This window comes from Rhodococcus sp. BP-349, from assembly GCF_019835845.1.
Lineage (GTDB): Bacteria > Actinomycetota > Actinomycetes > Mycobacteriales > Mycobacteriaceae > Rhodococcoides.
Map to the genome: position 1 here is coordinate 1,918,174 of NZ_JABUDR010000001.1, position 20,253 is coordinate 1,938,426.

The window sequence follows — 20,253 nt, forward strand, 5'->3', positions numbered from 1 at the left end:
GAACGTCATTTTGATCAGCGGTCGGCGACGACGTGGGCGGCGGCCGCCATGACGGCCGCGGCGACGGAGAGCAGCACGGTGTCGCGTCCTCGTGGGGCGATCAGTTGGATTCCGATCGGGGCCCCGTTCATGGTGCGGTGCAACGGCAATGTGATGGCGGGGTCGCCGGACACATTGAAATAGGGTGTGTAACGCATGGCGGTGCGCACTCGTCGGCCGCCGTCGCGGGGGTGAGTGAACCAGCCGTGCGGCGGTGGAGCGCCGGCGAGGACAGGAGTGAGCAAGAGGTCGGGCCCGTCGTTCCACCATTGCTCCCACGCAGTTCTGGTGTCGTCTGCCCACGACAGTGTGTCGGTGCGCCCCGCACGGTCGAGGGAGTCACCGATTCGGGCGAGTGCGCGTGTTCCCGGTTCGAGATCGGTGTCCGAGAAGTGCCTGTCCAGTCGCTTCTCCCAGGCCGCGAGTTCGTCGGTGAGACCGAGGGCGACCATGTTCACGAAGGCGCGGTGGAACGCGTGATGATCACGCATCGGTTGCGGCACAGCACGACTCGTCGAGTGTCCGAGATTGCGTAGCAGCTGCTCGGCGAACCGCAGTGCGGTTTCGTTGTCGGGGGAGTCCTGTTCCTGTTCGGCGTGGAAGATCTGCACGTGGACGGAGCCGACAGTGCTAGATGGCCCGGATCGGGGGGTCAACGTTTCGAGCACCGCGGAGATGTCTCGAACACTGCGTGCCATGAATCCGTGGGTGGAGAGCCCGTGCCATCCTCCGTGGTCCAGTTCGTCCATGGGAAGCAGCCCGGTGGTGGGTTTGTACCCGATCACACCGCACGCTGCCGCCGGTATCCGGATGGATCCTGATGCGTCGGTCCCGTGCGCCACCGGAACGTAGCCGGCGGCGACTGCCGCAGCCGAGCCGCCGGACGAGCCACCCGCAGACAGTCCTGATCCGTTCGGGTTGCGGGTCGTTCCCGTCACTCGTGGTTCGGTGGTGATGGTGCTGCCGAATTCTGCGGTGTTCGTTCGGCCCACCACCACGAAACCGGCCGATCGCAGACCGCTCACGATGTGGCTGTCGTGGGGGGCGAGGAAGCGTTGGTCGTGTAACAGCCGGTTGCCGTTTCCGACCGGTTCTCCCGCGATCGGGCATCCGAGATCCTTGATCAGTGTGGGCACACCCCGAAACGATGCGTTTCTCGGCAGTTGGTCGAGTTCGTCGTAGGCGGGACCCCGGCGGGTGGTGACGACGGCGTTCAGTTCCTCGTCCAGGTGGTCGATGCGGGCGAACGCAGCATCGACTGCGGCGCTGGGGAGGACACTTCCGTCACGAATATGGCGGGCCTGGTCGGTGGCGTCCAGTTCGTGGAGGGGAGGGGTGGTCATGACTGTGGTCCGTGTGCTGCGCCGACGGTCATTCGTCCCGATGCCACCGCGGTGTCCGCGACGCTCGCGACGACATCGATGACTCCCGGGGTCCGTTCCTCGGCGCTGAGAACCACTGTGGTCGAGGGGTATACCGGAGCGAGAAGCCTCATGTCGACATCGGTGACATCGACGGCAGCATGACCGAATGCCTCCGCGGTGGCGCGCACGATCGTGCCCAGCGTGCACAATCCGTGCACGATCGGGCCTGACATTCCTGCCGCCACCGCGGCGACAGGGTCGATGTGAACGGGCTGTAGATCACCGGTGAGTCGGTACAGGGCGGCAGCTCGGGAATCGATGTCGACCCGAGCCACTTCCGGAGGTCTCGGTCGGTCTGTGTCTGGGCGTGCGGACGGTCCCCGCGCGCCACCCCAGCCGCCTTCGCCGCGCACGTACATCAGATATCCCGAGTCGAAGTGGAAACTCGAGACGCGGATGTCGATCAGAGCTGCGTGTCCTTTGTCGTGGACATCGGTCACGTGGGCCGTCATCTCCACGGTGGCTGCGGGTTCGAGAGGCATGTGGAGGTGGAGGGTCTGTCCGATATGCAGTACCGATGTAGGGGCGTACCCGCATTCGGAAGCGACGGCTTCGGTGGCCCACAGTCCCAGGGCTGCAGCGAAAGTGGGGAGGGGTGACAGGTCTCGTTCGTAGACCAGGTCGAGTCGGTCGGCGCCGGCGCCGACGGCCAGTGCGTAGAGCGCCGCGTCGTATTCTGTGTAACTGCGGGTACATTGTCCCAGCTCGCGACCGGGTAGGTCCTGAACTCTCATCGCGCACTCTTGTCGGATGTTCTGCGACGTGCGCGCACGACGGCCGCAGCACGTTCGGGGGTGTCCAACGAGCGGTGATGAATGTCGCGCCATCGGGGTGCTGTCGGCTCCGCCGCGTTGATCAGCCTCAGGGTCTCGCGAGCGGCGTCGAGGGAGGTGTCGAGTTGCGAGATCAGATGGCTGGTGTCGGCATTCGCGTCGGCTGTCAGCGACGTGATGAGGCCGTGACCGTGTGCGTCGGAGGCGGACATCCGTTCTCCGAGGACCAGGAGTCGCTGTGCGGCGGTCGGTCCGACGAGGGCACGGATTCTGGTCACGGCGGTGGGGTCGTACACCAGACCCATCCGCACGGACGGCATGGCGAAGAATGCGTCGTGGCTTGCCACACGGATGTCGCAGCCCACGGCCAGTTCCAGTCCTGCTCCGATGCACGCGCCGGTGATGGACGCGACGGTGATCGCCGAGGACTGCGTCAGCGCTGCAGTCAGGTTCGACATCGCGTCGAACCATGCGCGGTCGTCTTTGCACCCTGTGATCTCGTCGAGATCCGCGCCGGCCGAGAAGTGTTCCCCCACAGCGCTGATGACAATGATTCGCGTGCGCCGCCGTTCCGCACAGCGGACACCGTCGAGGAGCGCTTCGAGAATGGGCGTGGACAGCGCGTTGCGTTGTTCGTGCCGGTCGATCGTCACGTGGATCTCCCCGGGCGTGCGTTCTTCGACGAGCACTGCGCCTGTGCGGTCACGCATGCGGGGCCGTCCCGCCACTGACTCCGTAGACTTCGCCGGTGACGTAGGCGGCTTGGTCGCTGGCGAGGAATGAGATGACGTTGGCCACGTCGTCGGGTGTGCCCAGTCGGCCGAGGAAGGTGCGCCGTTCGGCGAACCCGGCGAAGAAGTCGTCAGGGTAGATCCGTCGAAGGAAGTCGTTGTAGATCAGTCCCGGTGCGACGGCGTTGACGCGAATCCCGTGTCTGCCCACTTCCGAGGCGGCGACGCGTGTCAGGGCCAGTACTCCCGCCTTCGCTGCGGAGTAGGCCGAACCGTGATCGGGAATGGATTCCCAGGCGGCGGTCGAGCTGAGGTTGACGATGGCTCCGGTGCCGCGTTCGACCATCGACGGCAGCACGCTTCTGGTGCAGTAGAAGGTTCCGTTCAGGTCGATGTCGATGCACTTCCGCCAAGCGTCGATGTCGAGATCGACGATCGGCGAGCTGACGCTGAAACCGGCGTTGTTGATCAGGACATCGATGTGTCCGAAGCGGTCGAGAGTATCGGTGACGACGGCGTCGATGGCGTCGGTGTCGGTGACGTCCAGACGGTGATGCGACATGGGACGGTGGTGAAGTTCGGCCAGTTCGCCGGCCAGTTCCGCGGCGCGGCGTTCGTGGGTATCGGTGACGACGACGGTGAAGCCGTCGCTCGCCAGGCGGCGGGCCACGGCCCGGCCGATGCCCGCACCAGCTGCGGCTGTCACCAGCGCGACACGGGTGTCGTTCATGAGGACACTCCCGACCGGGTGGGGGAAGTGGTGGTGGTGGTGGTGGTGGTCGTCGTCGCGGCGGGGGGTGGTCCGGTGATCAGTGCCTCGATCGTGCTCGAGACCGCGCGCGGATCGTCGACGGACATCAGGTGGCCGACGCCCGCGATCTCGGTGTATCGGGCGTGACCGTGGGTCAACCCTTCGATGATGATGTCACCGGCCTTGCGGGGGCACCATGCGTCGTGTTCACCGCCGACGATGTCGGTGGGGCAGGTGACTTGCCCCAGGAGTGGTTGCAACGGGGCGTCGCGAAGACGAGCCATGGCCAGTGCTGCGTTGGCGTATCCGTCGCCTTCGCCGATCGCGGCGATGCGCCGGTGACCGTACCCTGACGCGCGCTCGGGATGTGCGGCGAACATGTCGCTGACTTCGGTCAGGATGTCGCTGTGGAGGGTATCGAGCTCGCGGTTGCTCACGGTTCGCGCTTTGTCTTCGAAGAATTGCGCGGTGCGACGTGAAATGACGGACGACCCACCGATCGCGACGACATGGGAGATGAGGTGATCCGGTTGCGCGGCGACCCAGAGTGCGATGGTGGCGCCCATGGAGAAACCGACGACCACTGCCGGCCCGCTGATCGATGACATGAATGCCATGAGATCGCGGCCGAGTTGCTCGAGAGTTCCGTCGGCCGCCCCGACGGTGGATTGTCCGTGTCCGCGCAGGTCCACGGCATAACAGTCGAACCGGTCGAGATCTGACAATTGCTGGGCCCAGCAGCTTTCGGAGGTCTCTGCCATGCCGTGCAGGAAAACGATTGTCTCACCTCCCGGATTCCCATGACGGAGGTAGGAGACGGTCAGGTCGGGTGTCGTGTGATAGCTGCGATGCACGTGTGTCTCCGTTGGTCGATGCCCGTGAGGGGAGGGGGTATGGCTGATCAGTGCAGTAGCGGTCCGCTACGTGATAGCGGAATCCGTGTGCGCCACGCGCAGTTTGGTCACTGCCAGCGCCACCACGGTGACAGCGCAGGCTGCGGCGACGGCCGCGGAGATCGGGACGGTGGTGTCGAACTTGTCCAATAGCCAGATGGACAGAACCGGTGTGATTCCGCCGCCGATCACGGCGGCGATCGAGTATCCGAACGAGACCCCGGTGTAGCGCACTTCGGTACCGAACAGCTCGGACATCCACGCGCTGACCGGGCCATAGATCAAGCCCTGAAGCACGAGTGCGACGGTGAAAGCCAGCCCTGCGAGGAGTGAGCTACCGGTGTCGATCAGCGGGAAAATGGCAAATCCCCAGCCGGCGAACCCGATTGCTCCGATCGTCATCGGAACCCGTCGCCCGACGCGGTCCGACCACCGCCCCGCCGCAAGAATGGAGAAAAAGTAGAACACTGCCGCGACAAGAACGAGGATCAAACTCCGGGTGGAGGAGAAGCCGGCTTGATTCCTGGCATAGGACAGCCCGAAGATGACGGCCAGGTAGTAGCCGCTCTGAATCGCGAGATTGGCACCGATCGATGCGAACACCTGGCGGGGATATTCCCGGACGAGGATCATGAATGGAATGCGGGTCGGTTCTACTGTCTCGGGCCGTTGCGTCGCAAGCTTTTCGAAGGCGCTCGATTCTTCGATCTGTAACCGGATGTACAGCGCGACGAGAACCATGACAGCGCTGAGCAGGAACGGGATGCGCCATCCCCAGGAGTTGAACGCATCTTCCGACATGCCGGCCGACACCCCTGCGATCAAACTGGCGGCCAGAATGTAACCGATAGGGGACGCGCTGCCGATCCAGGCCCCGAAGAAACCCCGCCTGTTCGTAGCGTCGCGATGTTCGACGACCATCAAGGCGGCTCCGGCGTATTCGCCGCCGAGTGCGAGGCCCTGCATGATGCGTGCGAGTACCAGCAGTATGGGCGCCAGGATTCCCACAGTCGCGTAGGTGGGCAGTAACCCGATCGCGAAAGTCGGAATACCCATCAGCAGTAGTGCTGCGACCAAAGTACGTTTGCGCCCGTACTTGTCCCCGAAATGGCCGAACAGAATGCCGCCGATCGGGCGTGCGATGAAAGCGACGCCGAACGTGGCGAACGACAGCAGGAGACTGGTCAACTCGTTGTCCGATGGGAAGAACAAGGGACCGAGAACCAGTGCCGCCATGGCCCCGAACAGGTTGAATTCGAACCATTCGATGACGGTTCCCGACATCGAGGCGATGGTGGTCTTTCGTATCGAGTCGGACGACGTGCGAGTCGAGGGGGGTGCCGCGGGGTTCTGAACGGGTCGGCCGTCGGCCTGGTCGTTGTACGAATTGGTTGTCATCGAGTCTCCGCTGTGGATGTGGGGGGGCGACGGGGGTGCCTGGAGAGGCGCGTGGTCGGCGTGCGCCGCAAAGGGGCAAGTGGCACACCTCTGGCCGCAGAGGTGGAGTGAGATGGGAGATGCTTCAGACCGCTGTTGTGGTGGCCAGGCGGGTCCTGATCGCCGCCGCAACGGCCGAGTTACTGGTCACAACGGGGACGTCCGTAGCTCTTCGGATGAGATCCAGTGCCTCGACGGCTCGAAAGTTGGTGCAGGAGATGAACAGATGGTCCGCCTCCGCTTCGGTGATCAATCGCAGTGCGTGCTCGGCAATGATGCTGGGCGTCGGTCCGGCGAGAAGGAAATTGTCACTGATGCCCAGCCCCGCGATACCGGCAACCGGAATGCCGTCGCTGGTGAGGCTGGCCTCGAGCTTCTCGTTGACCTCGTCGATGTACGGCGTCAGCACGGCAACACGTTCCGCCGTCGCTTTCCGAAGGGCGAGGCTCACTGAAGCGATCGTGCTGACGGTGGGGCAATCTGTGATGTGGGAGATTCGCGCGCACAACGCGGAGTCGTAGTCGGTACCGCGAAGGGCACCGGCGCTGGTGCATCCGAACACCGTCATCTGCGGGTAGAGCGTGGCCAAGTCGGCGACTGCTTGCGGTAAGTGGTCATCCAACATTCTGGACTCCGCGGCATTCGTCGCTTCGGTGAGAAACATGCGTGCCGAATACACGTCGGCGACATCGTGCAGATCGCGGCGAAGATCGCGCTCCATGACTGTGTTCGAGGACGGGATGAGCAGTCCGACCCTGGGACGGGCGGGTGAGTCGAGCAGATCGTGCGGCATGTGGGTCCGTTCGGTACGGGGACATCGGTAGGCCGGTGGGCCCAGCACGCAGGTCCCGGTCAGTGAAATGCAGGTAACATATTACTCAGTCTTGCGGACGTCATGGTTGGAGTCAAGAGGTCGCGCGACATTGATGGTTCGGCGGGAACGGCAGCGGTCTAGGGGCTTGTGGCCGGGGCGATCCAACCGCCGTGGCGCTTCCGACGCAGACAACCGCCGATCTGCATGAGATATCGTCGCAACTATGTCTGAGGCTGATCGCGTGCCCCCACCGGCCGCGGTGCCGTCCTCCGACGAGTGGGTCGATGGTCGTCGGGCAGGGCCCGGCCGCCGTGGTGGCTTGTCCGACCGGGTGCGTGACCACCTGCGGCAGCACATCATCACGGGGACCATCAAACCCGGGACGATGATTCAGATTGCTCCGGTCGCAGAGCAACTCGGTGTTTCTCGCACTCCCGTCCGGGAGGCTTTGTTGTCTCTACAACAATCGAAACTTGTCACTGTGGTGCCGAATCAGGGTTTCATGGTGCGCGCGCTGTCGATCGACGATATTCGCGATATCTATGTCATGCGATCAGTCATCGAAACCGCAACTGCCGAGAGAGCGGCCGCGAGGGCAACAGATGAAAACCATGCTGAGTTGCTCGAACTGTTGAGGCAGTCGGATGAGGTTGCCGGGGTGACGTACACGCTGGAGTTCGACGGACTGTGCCGTCAGTATCACGAAAAGATTGCCAACATCGCAGACAGCCATCGTTTGGCCGAGTCAGTGCGCGCCATCTTCGATGACTTGCTTCGGCTGCAGAGTATCGGCGTCATGCCGCCCGATCCTCACTTGATCGTCGTCGAGCACCGAGAGATTCTCGACGCGGTGGTGGCGGGGAATCCGTCGTCGGCCAAGCGCGCCATGGACGTGCATATTGCGACTCTGCATCGAACTGCCGTTTCGGGGTTGGTGGTACCACCCAATTCTGAAGCGACATGATCGATCGCTGGCCTCTCGATCAAACGGCGGCCCGTTGCTTGCAGATCCGGGAGCGTTCGAGACCAACGATGTCGTGTCGATGACGAATGAGTCTGTGTCGGCCGGGTCTGCCACAAGATACCCCCGAACGCCTGAGGTGGGTCCGGGGGTATCGAGTAGATCTATGAGCCGGTGGTGATGACCTTGTCTCTCGTGTCAGGAACGAACAGGCACCCGATCATGCCCACGATGGCGCCGATGACTCCGAATCCCATTGCGCGGTGCACGTTCCCGTCCGCTGCCATGAGTGCGAACAGAGGGAAGAGGCCGGATCCCACGCCTCGAGCGACGTAGTATGTGGCGCCTGAACCAAGCGCTCGGTAACGGGTTGGATAGAACTCGGAAATCCAGGTACCGATGACCCCGAATCCCGCGTACCCGATTGCCGCGCCCGCGAGGGCAGCGGTCGCTACAGACCACGTGTCACCTGTTCCCTGAACGGTTTCCGTGTCGGATCCGATCGTCAGGAACAGCCCGAACCCGAGAACGCCCACAGCACAGGACCAGAAGGTCGAGCCTCGTCGACCGATCCGATCGGAGAGTGCGCCGAAGATGATGTAGGACGCAATACCGAGCAGCGTCCCGATCGACAGAACAATGGTCGACCATCCGAGAGACAGGCCGGCGTATTCACGGAGATAGGTGGGACCGAAGGTGATGTAGCAGTAGCTCGCCGCGAAGATTCCCGTTGTCGCCAGTGTGAGGAACAACCCGCCCAGAACCACGCGCGTCCTGTGTTCGGTGGGCGGGGGCACGGGTGCGGAAGGCCGCTCGTCCGATCCGTCCTCGCCGAGTCCCTGTCGACTGGTCGCCGTGTCGGCATCGCGCGCAGCACGCCATAGTTTGGACTCTGGCAGCGAGCGAAACGCGACCACACCGATGCCGACACTCATCGCGCCGATGACGACGAAACCTGTACGCCATCCAGTGTTCGAACCGAACGAGGTGATGGTGGCGAACAGGATTGCCTGTGTGATGAGTGTGCCGCAGATGAACATGCCTTGAAGGACACTGCCCATCAGGCCACGGTTCTTCGTCTTCCAGGTCTCGGTGAACATCGCGAAGATGACACCGAAAGCACCTCCCATCGCGATACCGGCGACGACTCGGGTGATGGTGAACAATTCGAAGTTGGTCAGGAAAGCACCGAGGATGGCGAGCGTTCCGTAGATCGTGGTGAAAGCGACGTACGTGGGACGCCGCCCCCATTTGTCGGCCGTCCACCCGAAGATGAAGCCACCGGCAATCGACGCGATGCTCTGCAGGGTGATCACCGTGACCACTGCTTGGGTCGACACGTCGAACGAGTCGGACAGGTCTCGCAGGGGGTAGCTGAGGAGATTGAGCTCCATGCTCTCGATCAGGGCACCGACGATGGCGAAGGTCAGGACGGTCTTGCGTTCCCTGGGTGTGTAGGCATTTTCGGCGTTGAGGCGCGTGGCGGCGGGTGCGGCGCCGGATACGTGGTGCGCGCTCATCGTGCACCCGCCGCCTGGTGACGTGACTCGGGCGAGGCGGACTCCAGATCAGTCATCTTGTTGGTCATCCCACCGATACCTTCGATGGTGCTGACGATGACGTCACCGGCGCGTAGATACCGTCGGGGGGAGCGGCCGAGACCGACGCCTGCTGGAGTACCTGTGAAGATGAGGTCCCCGGGGAAGAGGGTGACGCGAGCTGAGATGTACTCGATGAGTTCCGAGACAGGGAACACCAGGTTCGACGAGGTGCCGTCCTGCATGATCTCGCCGTTGACTGAGCACCGAAGTGCGAGTGAGTCCGGGTCGTCGAATTCGTCTGGTGTGACGAGTACCGGCCCGATCGGGGCGAAGTTCTCGAAGGACTTCCCGAAGCTGTACTGCGAGTTGGCCCCCTGCAGCTGTACGTCGCGATCGGAAATGTCCTGTCCGACGGTCAACCCTGCGACATGACTCCAGGCATCGGCGCGGTTCACCTTCTCGCAGCGGCGGCCGACGACGACGACCAGTTCCACTTCCCAGTCGACGCTGGGGCCGGTGAGCGTGATGGTGGTGTTGGGGCCGGCTATTGCAGAAGGGAATTTGGTGAAGAGCAAAGGGACCGTGGGTAGAGGCGATCCGGCCTCGGCGGCGTGGTCGACGTAGTTCAGACCCACCCCGAAGATCTGACGCGGTCGTGGACTGACAGCGCCGACAGCGGCTACCCCCGGACCGGCGGCGTCGGCCGACTGGGCGCGCGGGGCGTGATGCCGACACCAGGTGATGAATTCGTCCCACCGGTCGTAGATGTGCTCGATCCGGTGATCGAAGAGGCCGTCGCTCGCAGTCGCGACATCGATGGCCGTGTCGCCTGCCAGCAGTGTCAAGCGGTCGTCGTGGTTGGCAATACGCATGGTTCAGCTGTCCTTTCCGGGACTGGACGTGGCCTGTTGAGCGCTCACGAGTCGGTAGGTCGACCACCGGACGGGTGGACCCAGTGCCGACACGGCGTCGATGAAGGTGCCGACGGGTGCCGGGGCGAGTGATCCGTGGCGTTCCACGATCACGAACAGCGCGACGGTGGACTCGACTTCCGATGCCTCGCGAAGGTCGCCGACGGCCTGCCCCTCCGCGGTGTCGTCCTTGGCCGACGTTGCGATCGGGTCGCTTTCGTAGATCGTCACTCCGTCGGCGCTACCGCTGTCGATCGTCGTGCCTGCTAGGCGCGTCAGGCCCTGAACGAGTGCGGCCACGTCGTCTCGGGTGCAGGTGATGCGTCCGAGTAGGACCTCGCCTGTGCGGCCGAATCCCTGTCGATAGTGCAGACGCCCGACGGTGCGCTCGTTCTCTCTGAACAGTGCCACCGCGGCCGTGGTGCGTGGTGTCGGCGAGTCCAATGCGGCGAGGTACTCGGAACTCGTCAGAGTGTCGACGCAATCTGTCTCGTAGATCGACAGAAACTCGACCAGCCCCCGTCCACGATCCGGATGCTCGACGAAACGTCGTGCTGTCCGAAAACCGCTCACTGCCAGCCGTTCCGGGAAATGCTCGGTGGAGTACCAACTGTCGAACTCGGCGAGGTCGGCGCGGTCCACCGATATCACGTTGATCAGTGTGCCCTCGGGTGCGCCCGGAATTACGGGTGAGACGTCGTGGTCGATCTGTCGCGTCATCAGAAAAGGCCCTGGCGTTGCTGGAACTTCGTCGGTTTGCCGAGTGTGTCACCGCTGTCGGCGACCCAGGCCGCCACTGCGTCGATCATCGTGGACAGCGTGGTCGTGGGGAAACCGAACTCGGCCTGAAGTGCGGAACCATCCATGACGTAGGCGGTCCCGGTCTCGCGACCCGAGAAGATGGGCTCGCGCCCGAGCTTCTCGCCGAACCGGTGCGCGAGCCATCGGATCGAGACGATCTCCGGACCCGTGATGTTGAGCCGTCTCGGGGGTGACTGCGCGAGTGTCAGTGAGCGAATGGCGTAGTCGGCGACATCGCGCTGCCAGATGACGCTGGCATGGCCCATCTCGAGTGGTATCTCGACGCCGTCCTTGACCGCCTGGGCGATCTCCTGCAGCACTCCGTATCGCGTCTCGATGGAGTACCCGAGTCGGAACAGGACGACGGGCGTACCGAATTGCTTGGAGTGGTGCTCGAAGATGCGTTCCCGTCCGACGCACGAGGCGGCGTATTCGCCGATGGGACCGGACGGGTCGCTCTCGCGTGATCCGCCAGTCGTGACATCGGCGAGCGGGTAGGTGACGAGTGTGGAGAACGCAACGATCCTGCTGTCTCGGTACCGCGTCGCCACACGGCCCGGCAGATAGGAATTCATCGACCAGGTGAACGATTCGTTACCCGTCGTACCGAACTTGTGGCCTGCCATGTAAATGACGTTGGCGGCGTCGGGGAGCCTCTGCAGCTGCTCGTCGTCTGTCAGGTCGGCCGGAACACACTCGACGCCGTTCCGTTGGAGGAACTCGCGACTGTGCGGGTCGGAGAATCGTGCGACACCGAACACTCTGGTGTCGGTGCCGGCTGCATCGGCTGCGCGCTGTGCCATCGCCGCGACGCTGGGACCCACCTTTCCACCGACACCGAGAACGACGATGTCGCCGTCGATCGTCGACATCGCCTCGATCAGAGCGGGCGACGGCGTGGCGAGTGCATCCTCGATCGCGTCGACTCCGTCGAACGTCACGGACGGGGGAGGGGTCTCGCGGGTGATGCTCATCTGCACTCCTCGTTGTTATGTGACCTGTGACATATAGCCTGGTCGCACACGAGTCGAGGTGACACCGCCGCATACACCAGTGTTTGCCACCTCCGGAGTGTGGGATCACCACAGTACGATGGTGCAGTGACGAAAAACGCCGATGTGGTCGGGGAGCTGACCGGTGAGGCGTCGAACCTCATCTGGAACACCTACCGCGGGTACACCAGTGCGGTCTTCGATCACGCGGAACTCGAACACTTCGTGCGGATGAACGTCGTCGTCGTGCTGGGATGTCTCGATCGCGGAACCAATCCCGCACCGTCGGAACTGGTCCACGCCCGGGAACTCGGAGAGCTGAGGGCCAGGCAGGGCGTGCCGCTGGAGTCGGTCATTCAGGCGTTCCGCTCGACGGAACGCGTGGTGCTGCTCCACGTCGAACGTTCGCGAACCGCTCCCACCGGAACCGAGCGTATCGAGCGCGCCCTGTCGTGCTTCGACGCACTGACCAACTCGATGATCGATGCCTATCGAGATGCGTCGTCCGCGCTCGATGCGGTACGTGCGAGAGCCGAGGAAGAGTTGACCACGGCCTTGACGAAAGGGCTGGCGGTCGATCAGGACGATATCGATCGTTGGGCAGACGTCCTGGAGTTCGATTCCACACGGCCGTGCCTGTGTGCGGTCCTCGAGCTCGCGGTCAGTGCGGATCCGCTTGCCAGTCAACGCTTTCGCAGGCGTGCGGTCACCGCGCTCACCTCCTCGATGAACGGGTCGGTGATCTCCCGAGCGAGCGACGGTGTCATCGTTCTCTTCCTGCGAGCGGACGAGGGCCCGTCGTCTGGATCTCTCGATATGATAATGGGCGGTCTCATCGGAACCAAGGATTGCAGGGCTGTCTACCTGGGGAGCACGGTGCCGACGTTGAGATCGGGGTACGAGTCCTACCGTCACGCAGTCAAGGTGCGTGATGTTGCGCTCGGAAGTGGCGAAGGCCCGCGTGTCTGGCACTACCGGGAGGTTCTGCTCGACGTGCTGTTGTGCGCCGATCCACCAGCTCGCGGTGAATTCGTACGCAGTCGAATCGGTGCGTTGATCAGCCGACCCCAACTGCTCGACACCGTGGCAGCGCTGGCGGACTGTAATTTGTCCCAGGCACGGGCTGCATCTCAGCTATTCGTGCACGTCAACACCGTGGCATTGCGGGCCAAACGTATCTCGGAGTTGACTGGCCGGAACCCCCTCGTGTTCGACGACCTCGTCGAGTTGTACCTGGCTGCACGTCATCGCCACGAGCTCGAACACGCGACGCCGTTCGACCATGCCGGTGGCGACGGCGATCCGCGTGTGACACATTCTGCTCAATAGCACTGCCGGAGAATCGACTCGCGCCCGACAACCCGGATCGATCGGGCATCGATGCGAGCGAATCGGTCCGCGCCGTGCAGATTCAGAGGATCAGTGGATGCAGAATAAGCGGGTGTGCGAACCGAGTATCGGTCGTCGATTTGGCAGATAAGATCCGACCCGTGCACCGCATCTTCACCACCCCCGTCTCGTCCGTCTACCCGCACTACGTCACCAAGGTGGAGCGCAAGGGTCGGACGAAGGACGAGCTCGACGAGGTCGTCCGCTGGCTCACGGGCTTCGATGACGCCGAGTTGGCGCAGCACCTCTCGGCGGACACGACGTTCCTCGATTTCTTCGAGGCCGCGCAGCTGAACCCGAACGCGCCGCTCATCACCGGGTCGGTGTGTGGGGTGCGGGTGGAGTCGGTGGAGGATCCGCTGATGCAGAACATCCGTCGCCTCGACAAGCTCGTCGACGAGCTCGCCAAGGGGCGACCGATGGCGAAGATCCTGCGCGCCTGATCGGCGCGCCGACAGTCAGGTGGTCGGACGCAACCGGGTCTCGAACTCGCGCTCGAGGGCGCGCCACGACTCCGCCTCTGCGTCGAACGGGGCGCTCGGAGCCATGCGTCCGTCCACCGGCTCGAGGATGTAGGAGATGAGCCAGCCGAGGGGAGTGGCCGGCGCCAGTGCCTCCTCGACGGACGCGTCCTTGGCGTAGTCGGCTGCGTCGGTGAACAGTTCGACGGCGAGATCGAGCTGATCGGCGTCGACGGATTCCGGCCCGCGGGCCAGGTCGTCGGCGAGCCCGGGCAGCACATACACGTTCTCGTCGGTCACCTGCACGTCGAGGGAGCCGTCGACGGCCGCGGTGCGCACGTCGTCGTACGTGCTGACCGTCGTGAGGTCGTGGTCGTGATCGTCGGCCAGGTAGCGGGCGAGCGCGCGCTCACTACCGAACACGAAGATCGCGCCCGAACGTCCCAGGAACAGCGGCTCGTCGTCGAGGTAGCAGCGCAGTGTGTAGTAGGTGTCCTCCGAGGTGATGATGCGCACCGGATCGATACCGACGGAGCCCCAGAAGGTCTCGTCCTCGTCATCGGTGTCGACGGGGACCACGAGCACGTCGGAGTCGTCCGACGCGGTGTCGTCGTCCGTGTCGATGTCCTCGTCGTCCAGATCCTCTGCGTCGACGATGTTCTCGGCTGCGGCCGTGATCTCCGCATCGGCCACGGCCGTCGCGTCGGCGTCGACATCAGGAGTCGTCAGGACAGTGTCGATAGCGTCGAGAACGTCGTCCCACCCCTTCGCGACGACGGCACCGATGCGGTTCCACAGCTGCGAGCCCTCACGCCCGACGAACGCGTCGGCGCCGCGGGACAGCACGCCGAGAAGCGCATTGGCGGAGAAGAAGCGGGTGACGGCATCCAGTTCGCAGACCTCGCCGAGCGTGCGTGCCATCTCCAGCGAGCGGGCCAGCTCGATGATCGAGTCCTCGTCCGGATCGCCCGCGGCGAGCTCCGGAACCCCCACGAGGTCGTAGACGTGGTCGTCGTCCGGCTCGATGTGGGCTGCGGAGAGCGCGACGACGGTGCGCCACTGGGGATGGTCGACGAGGTCGTTGTCGGTGTCGGTGCGGATGAACGCAGCCATCTCCGCCACCGACGGGAACGCGTAGAGATCGTCCTCGCGGCCGAGGAAGGCCTCCCACTCCTCGCCGTCCTCACGCCATTCGGGCGCCCACAGGGTGACGAGGTCGCCGGCAGTCACACCGAGTTCGATCGGGACGATGTCTCCAGCCATGGCCGCGAGCCTATCCCAGCCGCCGGACGTCCTCACTGGACGCCGTGTCGAGCCCCAGACGCAGGGCGGCATGGATGTCGGCCCGCTCGATACTCACTGCCAGAACGGCCGTGTTCACTGCATGAACGATCGCAACCTCGACGCGGTGGCAGCGCATCTCCCGGATGCCGTCGTCGATGACGAGGCCGACCAGACGTCCGTGCGCATCCACCTCGGCACGCACGAGCGAATCGTCCCTGTCGTTACGGCCGCGCACGTGTGCGAGCTCGTCGAGAGTGCTGTGCAACAGAGCCGACACTCGTCGCGCCGAGCCCGCCGACCAGAGGTCGTGCACGCCGACGTCGGCAGAACGCGACGCTGGTACCGGCGGCACCGGGTGTGCGAGCTCGTGAAGCATGCGCACCGCTGCGGCCACCGCCGAACCTCCGAACGCGAGCTCGCCCCGTTCCAACTCGAGGTCGAGGATCTCGCCGGACTCCGACACCGCGATGCGTCCGGCGCGGGACGTGGCATGTCCGCCGGTCATGCGGTCGGCCGATAGAAGCCGTGGAAGCTCATGCCGACGTTCGACGTTCGGACAGCACTGACGCTCACCGGATCACCCGCTTCCACCATCTGACCGTTTCCCACCACCATCGCGACGTGACCGTCCCACACGGCCAGGTCGCCCGGCATGAGGTCCTCCGCGTTCACCGGACTGCCCACCGCCTGGTCGGCCGCCAGCCGCGGCAGGTCGACCCCGGCGGTGCCGTACGCACTCTGCGTGAGTCCGCTGCAGTCCAGGCCCTGGCCCGGAGTGGTGCCGCCCCACACGTACGGCGTGCCCTGCTGGGCCAGTGCGAAGCGCACGGCACCGGCCGCGCGCTCGTTGGGAGCCACGGCGGTGCTGCCGTCGGGCAGTGTCACGAGGGTGCCGGTGCCGGGTGTCGTCGGTTCGATGGCCTCCGGCGCGAACAGACCGCGAAGAGCCGCGTCCGGCGACGAGGGCAGGGACGGCATCGAGGAGAGGGACGGCATCGAGGACAGGGACGGAAGCGCGGGAACCGTCGGCACGACCAGTGCTCCGAGCCGTACGGCCAGAGCGTCGAGCTCCGCCCGCACCCGGGCATGAACAGCGAGAGCACTGTCGAGGTGATGTGTCGCGTGGGCGATGAGCGCCGTCTGTCCCGGCGGAGTGAGGGCCGAGGGTGCGAGTGCGGCTGCGCCCGTCAGGAATGCGGCCATGATGGTCTGAAGTTCGGCCAGCCCTCGTGCCACGCTCGCCTGCGCCTCGGCGGCGAGTGACTGCAGCGCGCCGGCGTGCTCGATCATCGACCCGGCCGCGGCGGCGCCGCGCACGGTGAGGTCGAGAGCGGCCTCGGACGCGGGTCCGGACCACGCGTCCGAGAGAGCGGTGACTCCGTCGGTCACCTGTCGCGAGGCGTCGGACAGTGACGCGATGCCCGAGTCGAGGGAATCGGTGTCGGGGGACGGACAGCCGGTGCCGAGAGAGCGGATCAGAGTCTCGAGGGGCGCGGCCAGCAGATCGATCATCGCGGTGCACCGGTGCCGACGAGCACGTCGGACAGCGCGGTGTCGCCGTCGCCGTACGACTGCGCAGCGGAGCGCACGGACGACCCGAGGTGCTCGAACAGGTCGGACAGCGCGCCGAGGCCGTCGGCGTAGCGCGCCGCGGCACCGGCGAACGCGACTCCGAAGTCGGCGCCGATCATCCCCAGCGAGGCCGCGGAGCCCGTTGCTGCCCGTGCCACCGTGGACGCGTCCCGCACGAGAAGTGCGGCGTCGGTCAGACGGCCGGCGCCGTCGTGTAGACCGTCCACCCGGACGTCGAATCTGGTACCGCTCTCGGCCACTGCAGGTCCACCGTTCACTCGCGTGCTCGCACCGTCTCGAAGTCAGACGGCGCGGACACGCCCACGGTTCCCCGATTCCGAGGATCAGTTCGATCGGAGCCACGCGCTGCTCGCCGACTAGGGTGATCCCGGTGAACACCACGCCCGACATGGACACCCGCGTACTCGACCACCCCCTCGCGTCCGCGCTGCTGACCCAGATGCGCGACCAGTCGACGGACAACCCCGCGTTCCGATCCGCGCTGCGCCAGCTGACGCAGATGCTGGTCTACGAGGCGCTGCGTGACGCGCCCGTGGTCGAGTTCGACGTCACGACGCCGGTCGCGGTGACCACCGGGACGCGCCTGAAGTCGCCGCCGCTGCTGGTGCCGGTGTTGCGCGCCGGCCTGGGCATGGTCGAGAAGGCCAGTTCGCTGATCCCGCAGTCGCGGATGGGCTTCGTCGGCATCGCGCGCGACGAGAAGACACATCAGCCGGTGCCGTACATGGAATCGCTGCCCGACGACCTGGCCGGTTACCCGGTGTACGTCCTCGACCCGATGCTCGCCACGGGCGGGTCGATGGTCCACACCATCGAGCTGCTGGTGCAGCGCGGCGCGGACGACGTCACGTGCATCTGCGTCGTGGCGGCCCCCGAGGGAGTGCAGGCACTCGCGTCGTCGGGACTGCCCGTGCGCCTCGTCGCCGCGAGCATCGACGAGGGGCTGAACGAGAACGCGTACATCGTGCCGGGCCTGGGCGACGCCGGGGACCGCCAGTTCGGCCCTCGCTAGAGCGAGCGGGCGAAGTCGGCCAGGGACTCGAGCGTGTCGGCTGCGCGAGTCCTGGCCGGCGCCAGATCCTCCGCCGTGGCGACCGGTTCGACCACTTCGAGGTAGGCCTTCAGCTTCGGCTCGGTACCCGAGGGCCGAATCATGACGCGGAACCGTTCACTGCTCAGTTCGACTGCGTCCGTACGTAGCTCGGCGTCAGGGGAATCGAGGTCGCGCACGGTCACCGTCGCACCCGCCAGGGTCGTCGGTGGGGCGGAACGCAGGCGCGTCATCATGTCCCCGATCTCCGAGAGGTCGGTGACGCGCCGCGACACCTGGGTGCCCACGCGCGCTCCGAACTCGCGGTCGAGATCGTCGAGGACGTCGAGGATCGTGCGTCCCTCCTCGGCCAGGTCGGCCGCGATGTGCGCGAGCAGCACGGCCGCCGAGATGCCGTCCTTGTCCCGCACGGCGTCCGGGTCGACGCAGTGTCCGATCGCCTCCTCGTAGGCGTACACCAGGCCGTCGCCGGCGCGCACGAGCCACTTGAAGCCGGTGAGCGTGCGCCGGTAGCGGGCGCCGCGGGCGGGCGCGAGTGCCGAGAGCAGGCTCGACGACACGATCGTGCTGGCCACGAGTGATCCCGGCGGCGCCGACCGCAGGATGTGGTCCGCGATCACCGCTCCCGTCTCGTCGCCGGTGAGCATGCGGACACCGTTCGGCCCGCGCACGCCGATCGCGCACCGGTCCGCGTCCGGGTCCAGAGCGATGGCCAGTGCCGCGTCGACCCCGGCGGCGAGCGCCAGCACCTGGTCCGCCGCGCCCGGCTCCTCGGGGTTGGGAAACGTGACGGTGGGGAAGTCCGGGTCGGCGTCGAACTGCGACGTCACGATGTGGACGTCGGTGACACCGCTGCGGCGCAACGCCTCCACGGCCACGGGCCCGCCGACCCCGTGCATCGGGGTGAGTGCGACACGCAGGGTGGAGTGCGACGGCCGCTCGGGAACGCGCTGTGCCACGCGGTCGAGGTACTGCTCGATCACGGGGTCCGCAGTGGGCGTGACGGCGGTGCGTGCGATCGAGGACGCACCCGGCGCCTGCCGGATGAACTCCTCGATCTCCCGGTCGGCGGGCGACACCAACTGGGCGCCGCCGTCGAGGTAGACCTTGTAGCCGTTGTCCGCCGCGGGATTGTGCGAAGCGGTGACCTGGATGCCGGCGACGGCGCCGCGTGACCTCGTGGCGAACGCGAGCACCGGGGTCGGGGCGGGGTCCGGGAGCAGGGTGACGCGGAAGCCCGCCGCGGCCAGGACCTCGGCCGCGGCGACGGCGAACTCCGCGGAGCCGTGCCGGGCGTCCCGGCTCACCACCACCTCGGAGCCGGTCGCGTGATGACGCGAGAGATACTGCGCCACACCGTGTGTGGCCCTCGTGACGACGGCGACATTCATGCCGCTCGGCCCGGCCTGCACGGGTCCGCGCAGACCCGCGGTGCCGAACGTGAGCGCGCCGGCGAACCGCGCGTCGAGATCGCTCGCGTCGAGATCGCGCAGTTCCGCCTGCGTCGCGGGGTCCGGATCGTCCTCGATCCACTGCCGGACGACGGCGTCGAGATCTCTCACAGTTGCGGGACCAACCGTCGCAGCAGAGTTCCCATCCGCTCGGCCGAGGCGGCGCCGGCGGCGATCACCTCGTCGCCGTCCAGGTGCTCTCCGGTCATCCCGGCCGCGAGGTTGGTCACCAGTGAGATACCGAGGACACGGGCACCCGCACCCCGAGCCGCGATGGTCTCGTGCACCGTGGACATGCCGACGAGGTCGGCGCCCAGCGTGCGGAGCATGCGGATCTCGGCGGGCGTCTCGTAGTGCGGGCCGGGCAGTCCGGCGTAGACCCCGTCGGTCAGGCTCGGGTCGATTCCTCGGGCCACCTCGCGCAGGTCGGCCGAGTACGCGTCGACCAGATCGACGAACTGGGCGCCGATCAACGGCGACCGCGCCGTCAGATTGAGGTGGTCGGAGATCAACACGGGATCGCCGACGGCCATGCCCTCACGGATGCCGCCCGCCGCGTTGGTCAGGACGATGGTGCGAGCGCCGGCGGCGGCCGCCGTGCGGACGGGATGGACCACGCGGCCGAGATGATGTCCCTCGTACGCGTGGGTGCGCCCGAGCAGGATCAGGACCTGCGTGCCCTGGACGTCCACGGACCACATGGCGTTGGAGTGGCCCAGCGCCTTGGGTGCGGCGAAGCCGGGCAGCGAGGACATGGGGACGATGTGCTGGGGCGTGCCGAACTGCTCCGCGGCCTTCTGCCACCCGGATCCGAGGACCACTGCCACGGGGTGCTCGGCGATGCCGGTGATCCGGGCGAGGGCGGCGGCGGCCGCTTCCGCGGCTCCGGTGGGATCGGTCTCGGGATCGACGAGTGCGTTCTCCGAGTCGGCCGGTACGGGGGGAGTGCTCACACG

21 protein-coding genes are annotated in these 20,253 nt (G+C 65.7%); 4 read left to right on the forward strand and 17 right to left on the reverse strand.

Going from position 1 to position 20,253, the window contains the following annotated elements; translation table 11 throughout:
- Nucleotides 1–14: 14 nt before the first annotated feature.
- The 7 genes from HQ325_RS09095 to HQ325_RS09125 all read right to left on the reverse strand — a co-directional run bounded on the left by HQ325_RS09095 (nucleotide 15) and on the right by HQ325_RS09125 (nucleotide 6,769).
- On the reverse strand, nucleotides 15–1,382 hold the full coding sequence (locus HQ325_RS09095; protein ID WP_222628197.1) for an amidase: 1,368 nt from the start codon (nucleotides 1,380–1,382) through the stop codon (nucleotides 15–17).
- On the reverse strand, nucleotides 1,379–2,197 hold the full coding sequence (locus HQ325_RS09100; protein ID WP_222628198.1) for a MaoC/PaaZ C-terminal domain-containing protein: 819 nt from the start codon (nucleotides 2,195–2,197) through the stop codon (nucleotides 1,379–1,381). Before HQ325_RS09100 ends, HQ325_RS09095 begins: the two co-directional genes overlap by 4 nt.
- The gene (locus HQ325_RS09105; RefSeq protein WP_222628200.1) at nucleotides 2,194–2,946 is read right to left on the reverse strand and encodes an enoyl-CoA hydratase/isomerase family protein; all 753 of its coding nucleotides are present in this window, start codon (nucleotides 2,944–2,946) and stop codon (nucleotides 2,194–2,196) included. Before HQ325_RS09105 ends, HQ325_RS09100 begins: the two co-directional genes overlap by 4 nt.
- A complete protein-coding gene (locus tag HQ325_RS09110) occupies nucleotides 2,939–3,697 on the reverse strand; it encodes an SDR family NAD(P)-dependent oxidoreductase (protein ID WP_222628202.1) in 759 nt (252 codons plus the stop codon). Before HQ325_RS09110 ends, HQ325_RS09105 begins: the two co-directional genes overlap by 8 nt.
- A complete protein-coding gene (locus tag HQ325_RS09115; RefSeq protein ID WP_308014324.1) occupies nucleotides 3,694–4,572 on the reverse strand; it encodes an alpha/beta hydrolase in 879 nt (292 codons plus the stop codon). The genes HQ325_RS09110 and HQ325_RS09115 overlap by 4 nt, the downstream gene beginning before the upstream one ends.
- A 66-nt stretch (nucleotides 4,573–4,638) precedes the next feature.
- Nucleotides 4,639–6,009 carry an MFS transporter gene (locus HQ325_RS09120; protein WP_222628205.1) on the reverse strand — a complete coding sequence of 457 codons (1,371 nt, stop codon included), beginning with the start codon at nucleotides 6,007–6,009 and terminating at the stop codon, nucleotides 4,639–4,641.
- 124 nt (nucleotides 6,010–6,133) lie between these two features.
- Nucleotides 6,134–6,769 (reverse strand): hypothetical protein, encoded by a 636-nt coding sequence (locus HQ325_RS09125; protein WP_222628207.1) that lies wholly within the window; start codon nucleotides 6,767–6,769, stop codon nucleotides 6,134–6,136.
- A gap of 316 nt (nucleotides 6,770–7,085) precedes the next feature.
- Between HQ325_RS09125 and HQ325_RS09130 the strand changes: the two genes are divergently transcribed.
- The gene (locus tag HQ325_RS09130; RefSeq protein WP_222628209.1) at nucleotides 7,086–7,826 is read left to right on the forward strand and encodes a GntR family transcriptional regulator; all 741 of its coding nucleotides are present in this window, start codon (nucleotides 7,086–7,088) and stop codon (nucleotides 7,824–7,826) included.
- 161 nt (nucleotides 7,827–7,987) lie between these two features.
- Here HQ325_RS09130 and HQ325_RS09135 read toward each other — a convergent pair whose 3' ends face one another.
- The 4 genes from HQ325_RS09135 to HQ325_RS09150 are packed head-to-tail and all read right to left on the reverse strand — an operon-like array spanning nucleotide 7,988 to nucleotide 12,050.
- The gene (locus tag HQ325_RS09135) at nucleotides 7,988–9,343 is read right to left on the reverse strand and encodes an MFS transporter (protein WP_222628212.1); all 1,356 of its coding nucleotides are present in this window, start codon (nucleotides 9,341–9,343) and stop codon (nucleotides 7,988–7,990) included.
- A complete protein-coding gene (locus HQ325_RS09140) occupies nucleotides 9,340–10,236 on the reverse strand; it encodes a fumarylacetoacetate hydrolase family protein (protein ID WP_222628214.1) in 897 nt (298 codons plus the stop codon). The genes HQ325_RS09135 and HQ325_RS09140 overlap by 4 nt, the downstream gene beginning before the upstream one ends.
- Nucleotides 10,237–10,239: 3 nt before the next feature.
- Nucleotides 10,240–10,995, reverse strand: coding sequence for a hypothetical protein (locus HQ325_RS09145; RefSeq protein ID WP_222628216.1), 756 nt, complete (start codon nucleotides 10,993–10,995; stop codon nucleotides 10,240–10,242).
- On the reverse strand, nucleotides 10,995–12,050 hold the full coding sequence (locus HQ325_RS09150; protein WP_222628218.1) for an NAD(P)-dependent oxidoreductase: 1,056 nt from the start codon (nucleotides 12,048–12,050) through the stop codon (nucleotides 10,995–10,997). The genes HQ325_RS09145 and HQ325_RS09150 overlap by 1 nt, the downstream gene beginning before the upstream one ends.
- A 126-nt stretch (nucleotides 12,051–12,176) precedes the next feature.
- On the opposite strand from HQ325_RS09150, the gene HQ325_RS09155 reads away from it, so the two are divergent.
- Nucleotides 12,177–13,397 (forward strand): CdaR family transcriptional regulator, encoded by a 1,221-nt coding sequence (locus HQ325_RS09155; protein WP_222628221.1) that lies wholly within the window; start codon nucleotides 12,177–12,179, stop codon nucleotides 13,395–13,397.
- 161 nt (nucleotides 13,398–13,558) lie between these two features.
- Nucleotides 13,559–13,900 (forward strand): DUF2200 domain-containing protein, encoded by a 342-nt coding sequence (locus HQ325_RS09160; protein ID WP_027503713.1) that lies wholly within the window; start codon nucleotides 13,559–13,561, stop codon nucleotides 13,898–13,900.
- Nucleotides 13,901–13,915: 15 nt separating this feature from the next.
- Here the strand turns inward: HQ325_RS09160 and HQ325_RS09165 are convergent, their stop codons facing one another.
- Genes HQ325_RS09165 through HQ325_RS09180 form a run of 4 tightly spaced genes read right to left on the reverse strand, consistent with a single transcriptional unit; the run spans nucleotide 13,916 to nucleotide 17,034 of the window.
- On the reverse strand, nucleotides 13,916–15,181 hold the full coding sequence (locus HQ325_RS09165) for a primosomal protein (protein WP_222628223.1): 1,266 nt from the start codon (nucleotides 15,179–15,181) through the stop codon (nucleotides 13,916–13,918).
- A 10-nt stretch (nucleotides 15,182–15,191) separates the two neighbouring features.
- Nucleotides 15,192–15,707, reverse strand: a complete 516-nt coding sequence (locus tag HQ325_RS09170; RefSeq protein WP_222628225.1) for a hypothetical protein — start codon at nucleotides 15,705–15,707, stop codon at nucleotides 15,192–15,194.
- Nucleotides 15,704–16,714, reverse strand: a complete 1,011-nt coding sequence (locus HQ325_RS09175) for a C40 family peptidase (protein ID WP_222628227.1) — start codon at nucleotides 16,712–16,714, stop codon at nucleotides 15,704–15,706. Before HQ325_RS09175 ends, HQ325_RS09170 begins: the two co-directional genes overlap by 4 nt.
- Nucleotides 16,711–17,034, reverse strand: coding sequence for a type VII secretion target (locus tag HQ325_RS09180; RefSeq protein WP_222628229.1), 324 nt, complete (start codon nucleotides 17,032–17,034; stop codon nucleotides 16,711–16,713). Before HQ325_RS09180 ends, HQ325_RS09175 begins: the two co-directional genes overlap by 4 nt.
- A gap of 149 nt (nucleotides 17,035–17,183) precedes the next feature.
- Here HQ325_RS09180 and upp point away from each other — a divergent pair, with 149 nt between their 5' ends.
- Nucleotides 17,184–17,807, forward strand: a complete 624-nt coding sequence (gene upp / locus HQ325_RS09185) for a uracil phosphoribosyltransferase (RefSeq protein ID WP_027503708.1) — start codon at nucleotides 17,184–17,186, stop codon at nucleotides 17,805–17,807.
- Here the strand turns inward: upp and HQ325_RS09190 are convergent.
- Both HQ325_RS09190 and HQ325_RS09195 read right to left on the reverse strand, forming a co-directional pair.
- Nucleotides 17,804–19,408 carry a phospho-sugar mutase gene (locus HQ325_RS09190; RefSeq protein WP_222628231.1) on the reverse strand — a complete coding sequence of 535 codons (1,605 nt, stop codon included), beginning with the start codon at nucleotides 19,406–19,408 and terminating at the stop codon, nucleotides 17,804–17,806. The genes upp and HQ325_RS09190 overlap by 4 nt on opposite strands.
- Entirely contained in the window at nucleotides 19,405–20,250 is an 846-nt protein-coding gene (locus HQ325_RS09195) for a purine-nucleoside phosphorylase (RefSeq protein ID WP_222628234.1), read from the reverse strand. Before HQ325_RS09195 ends, HQ325_RS09190 begins: the two co-directional genes overlap by 4 nt.
- Nucleotides 20,251–20,253 lie beyond the last annotated feature (3 nt).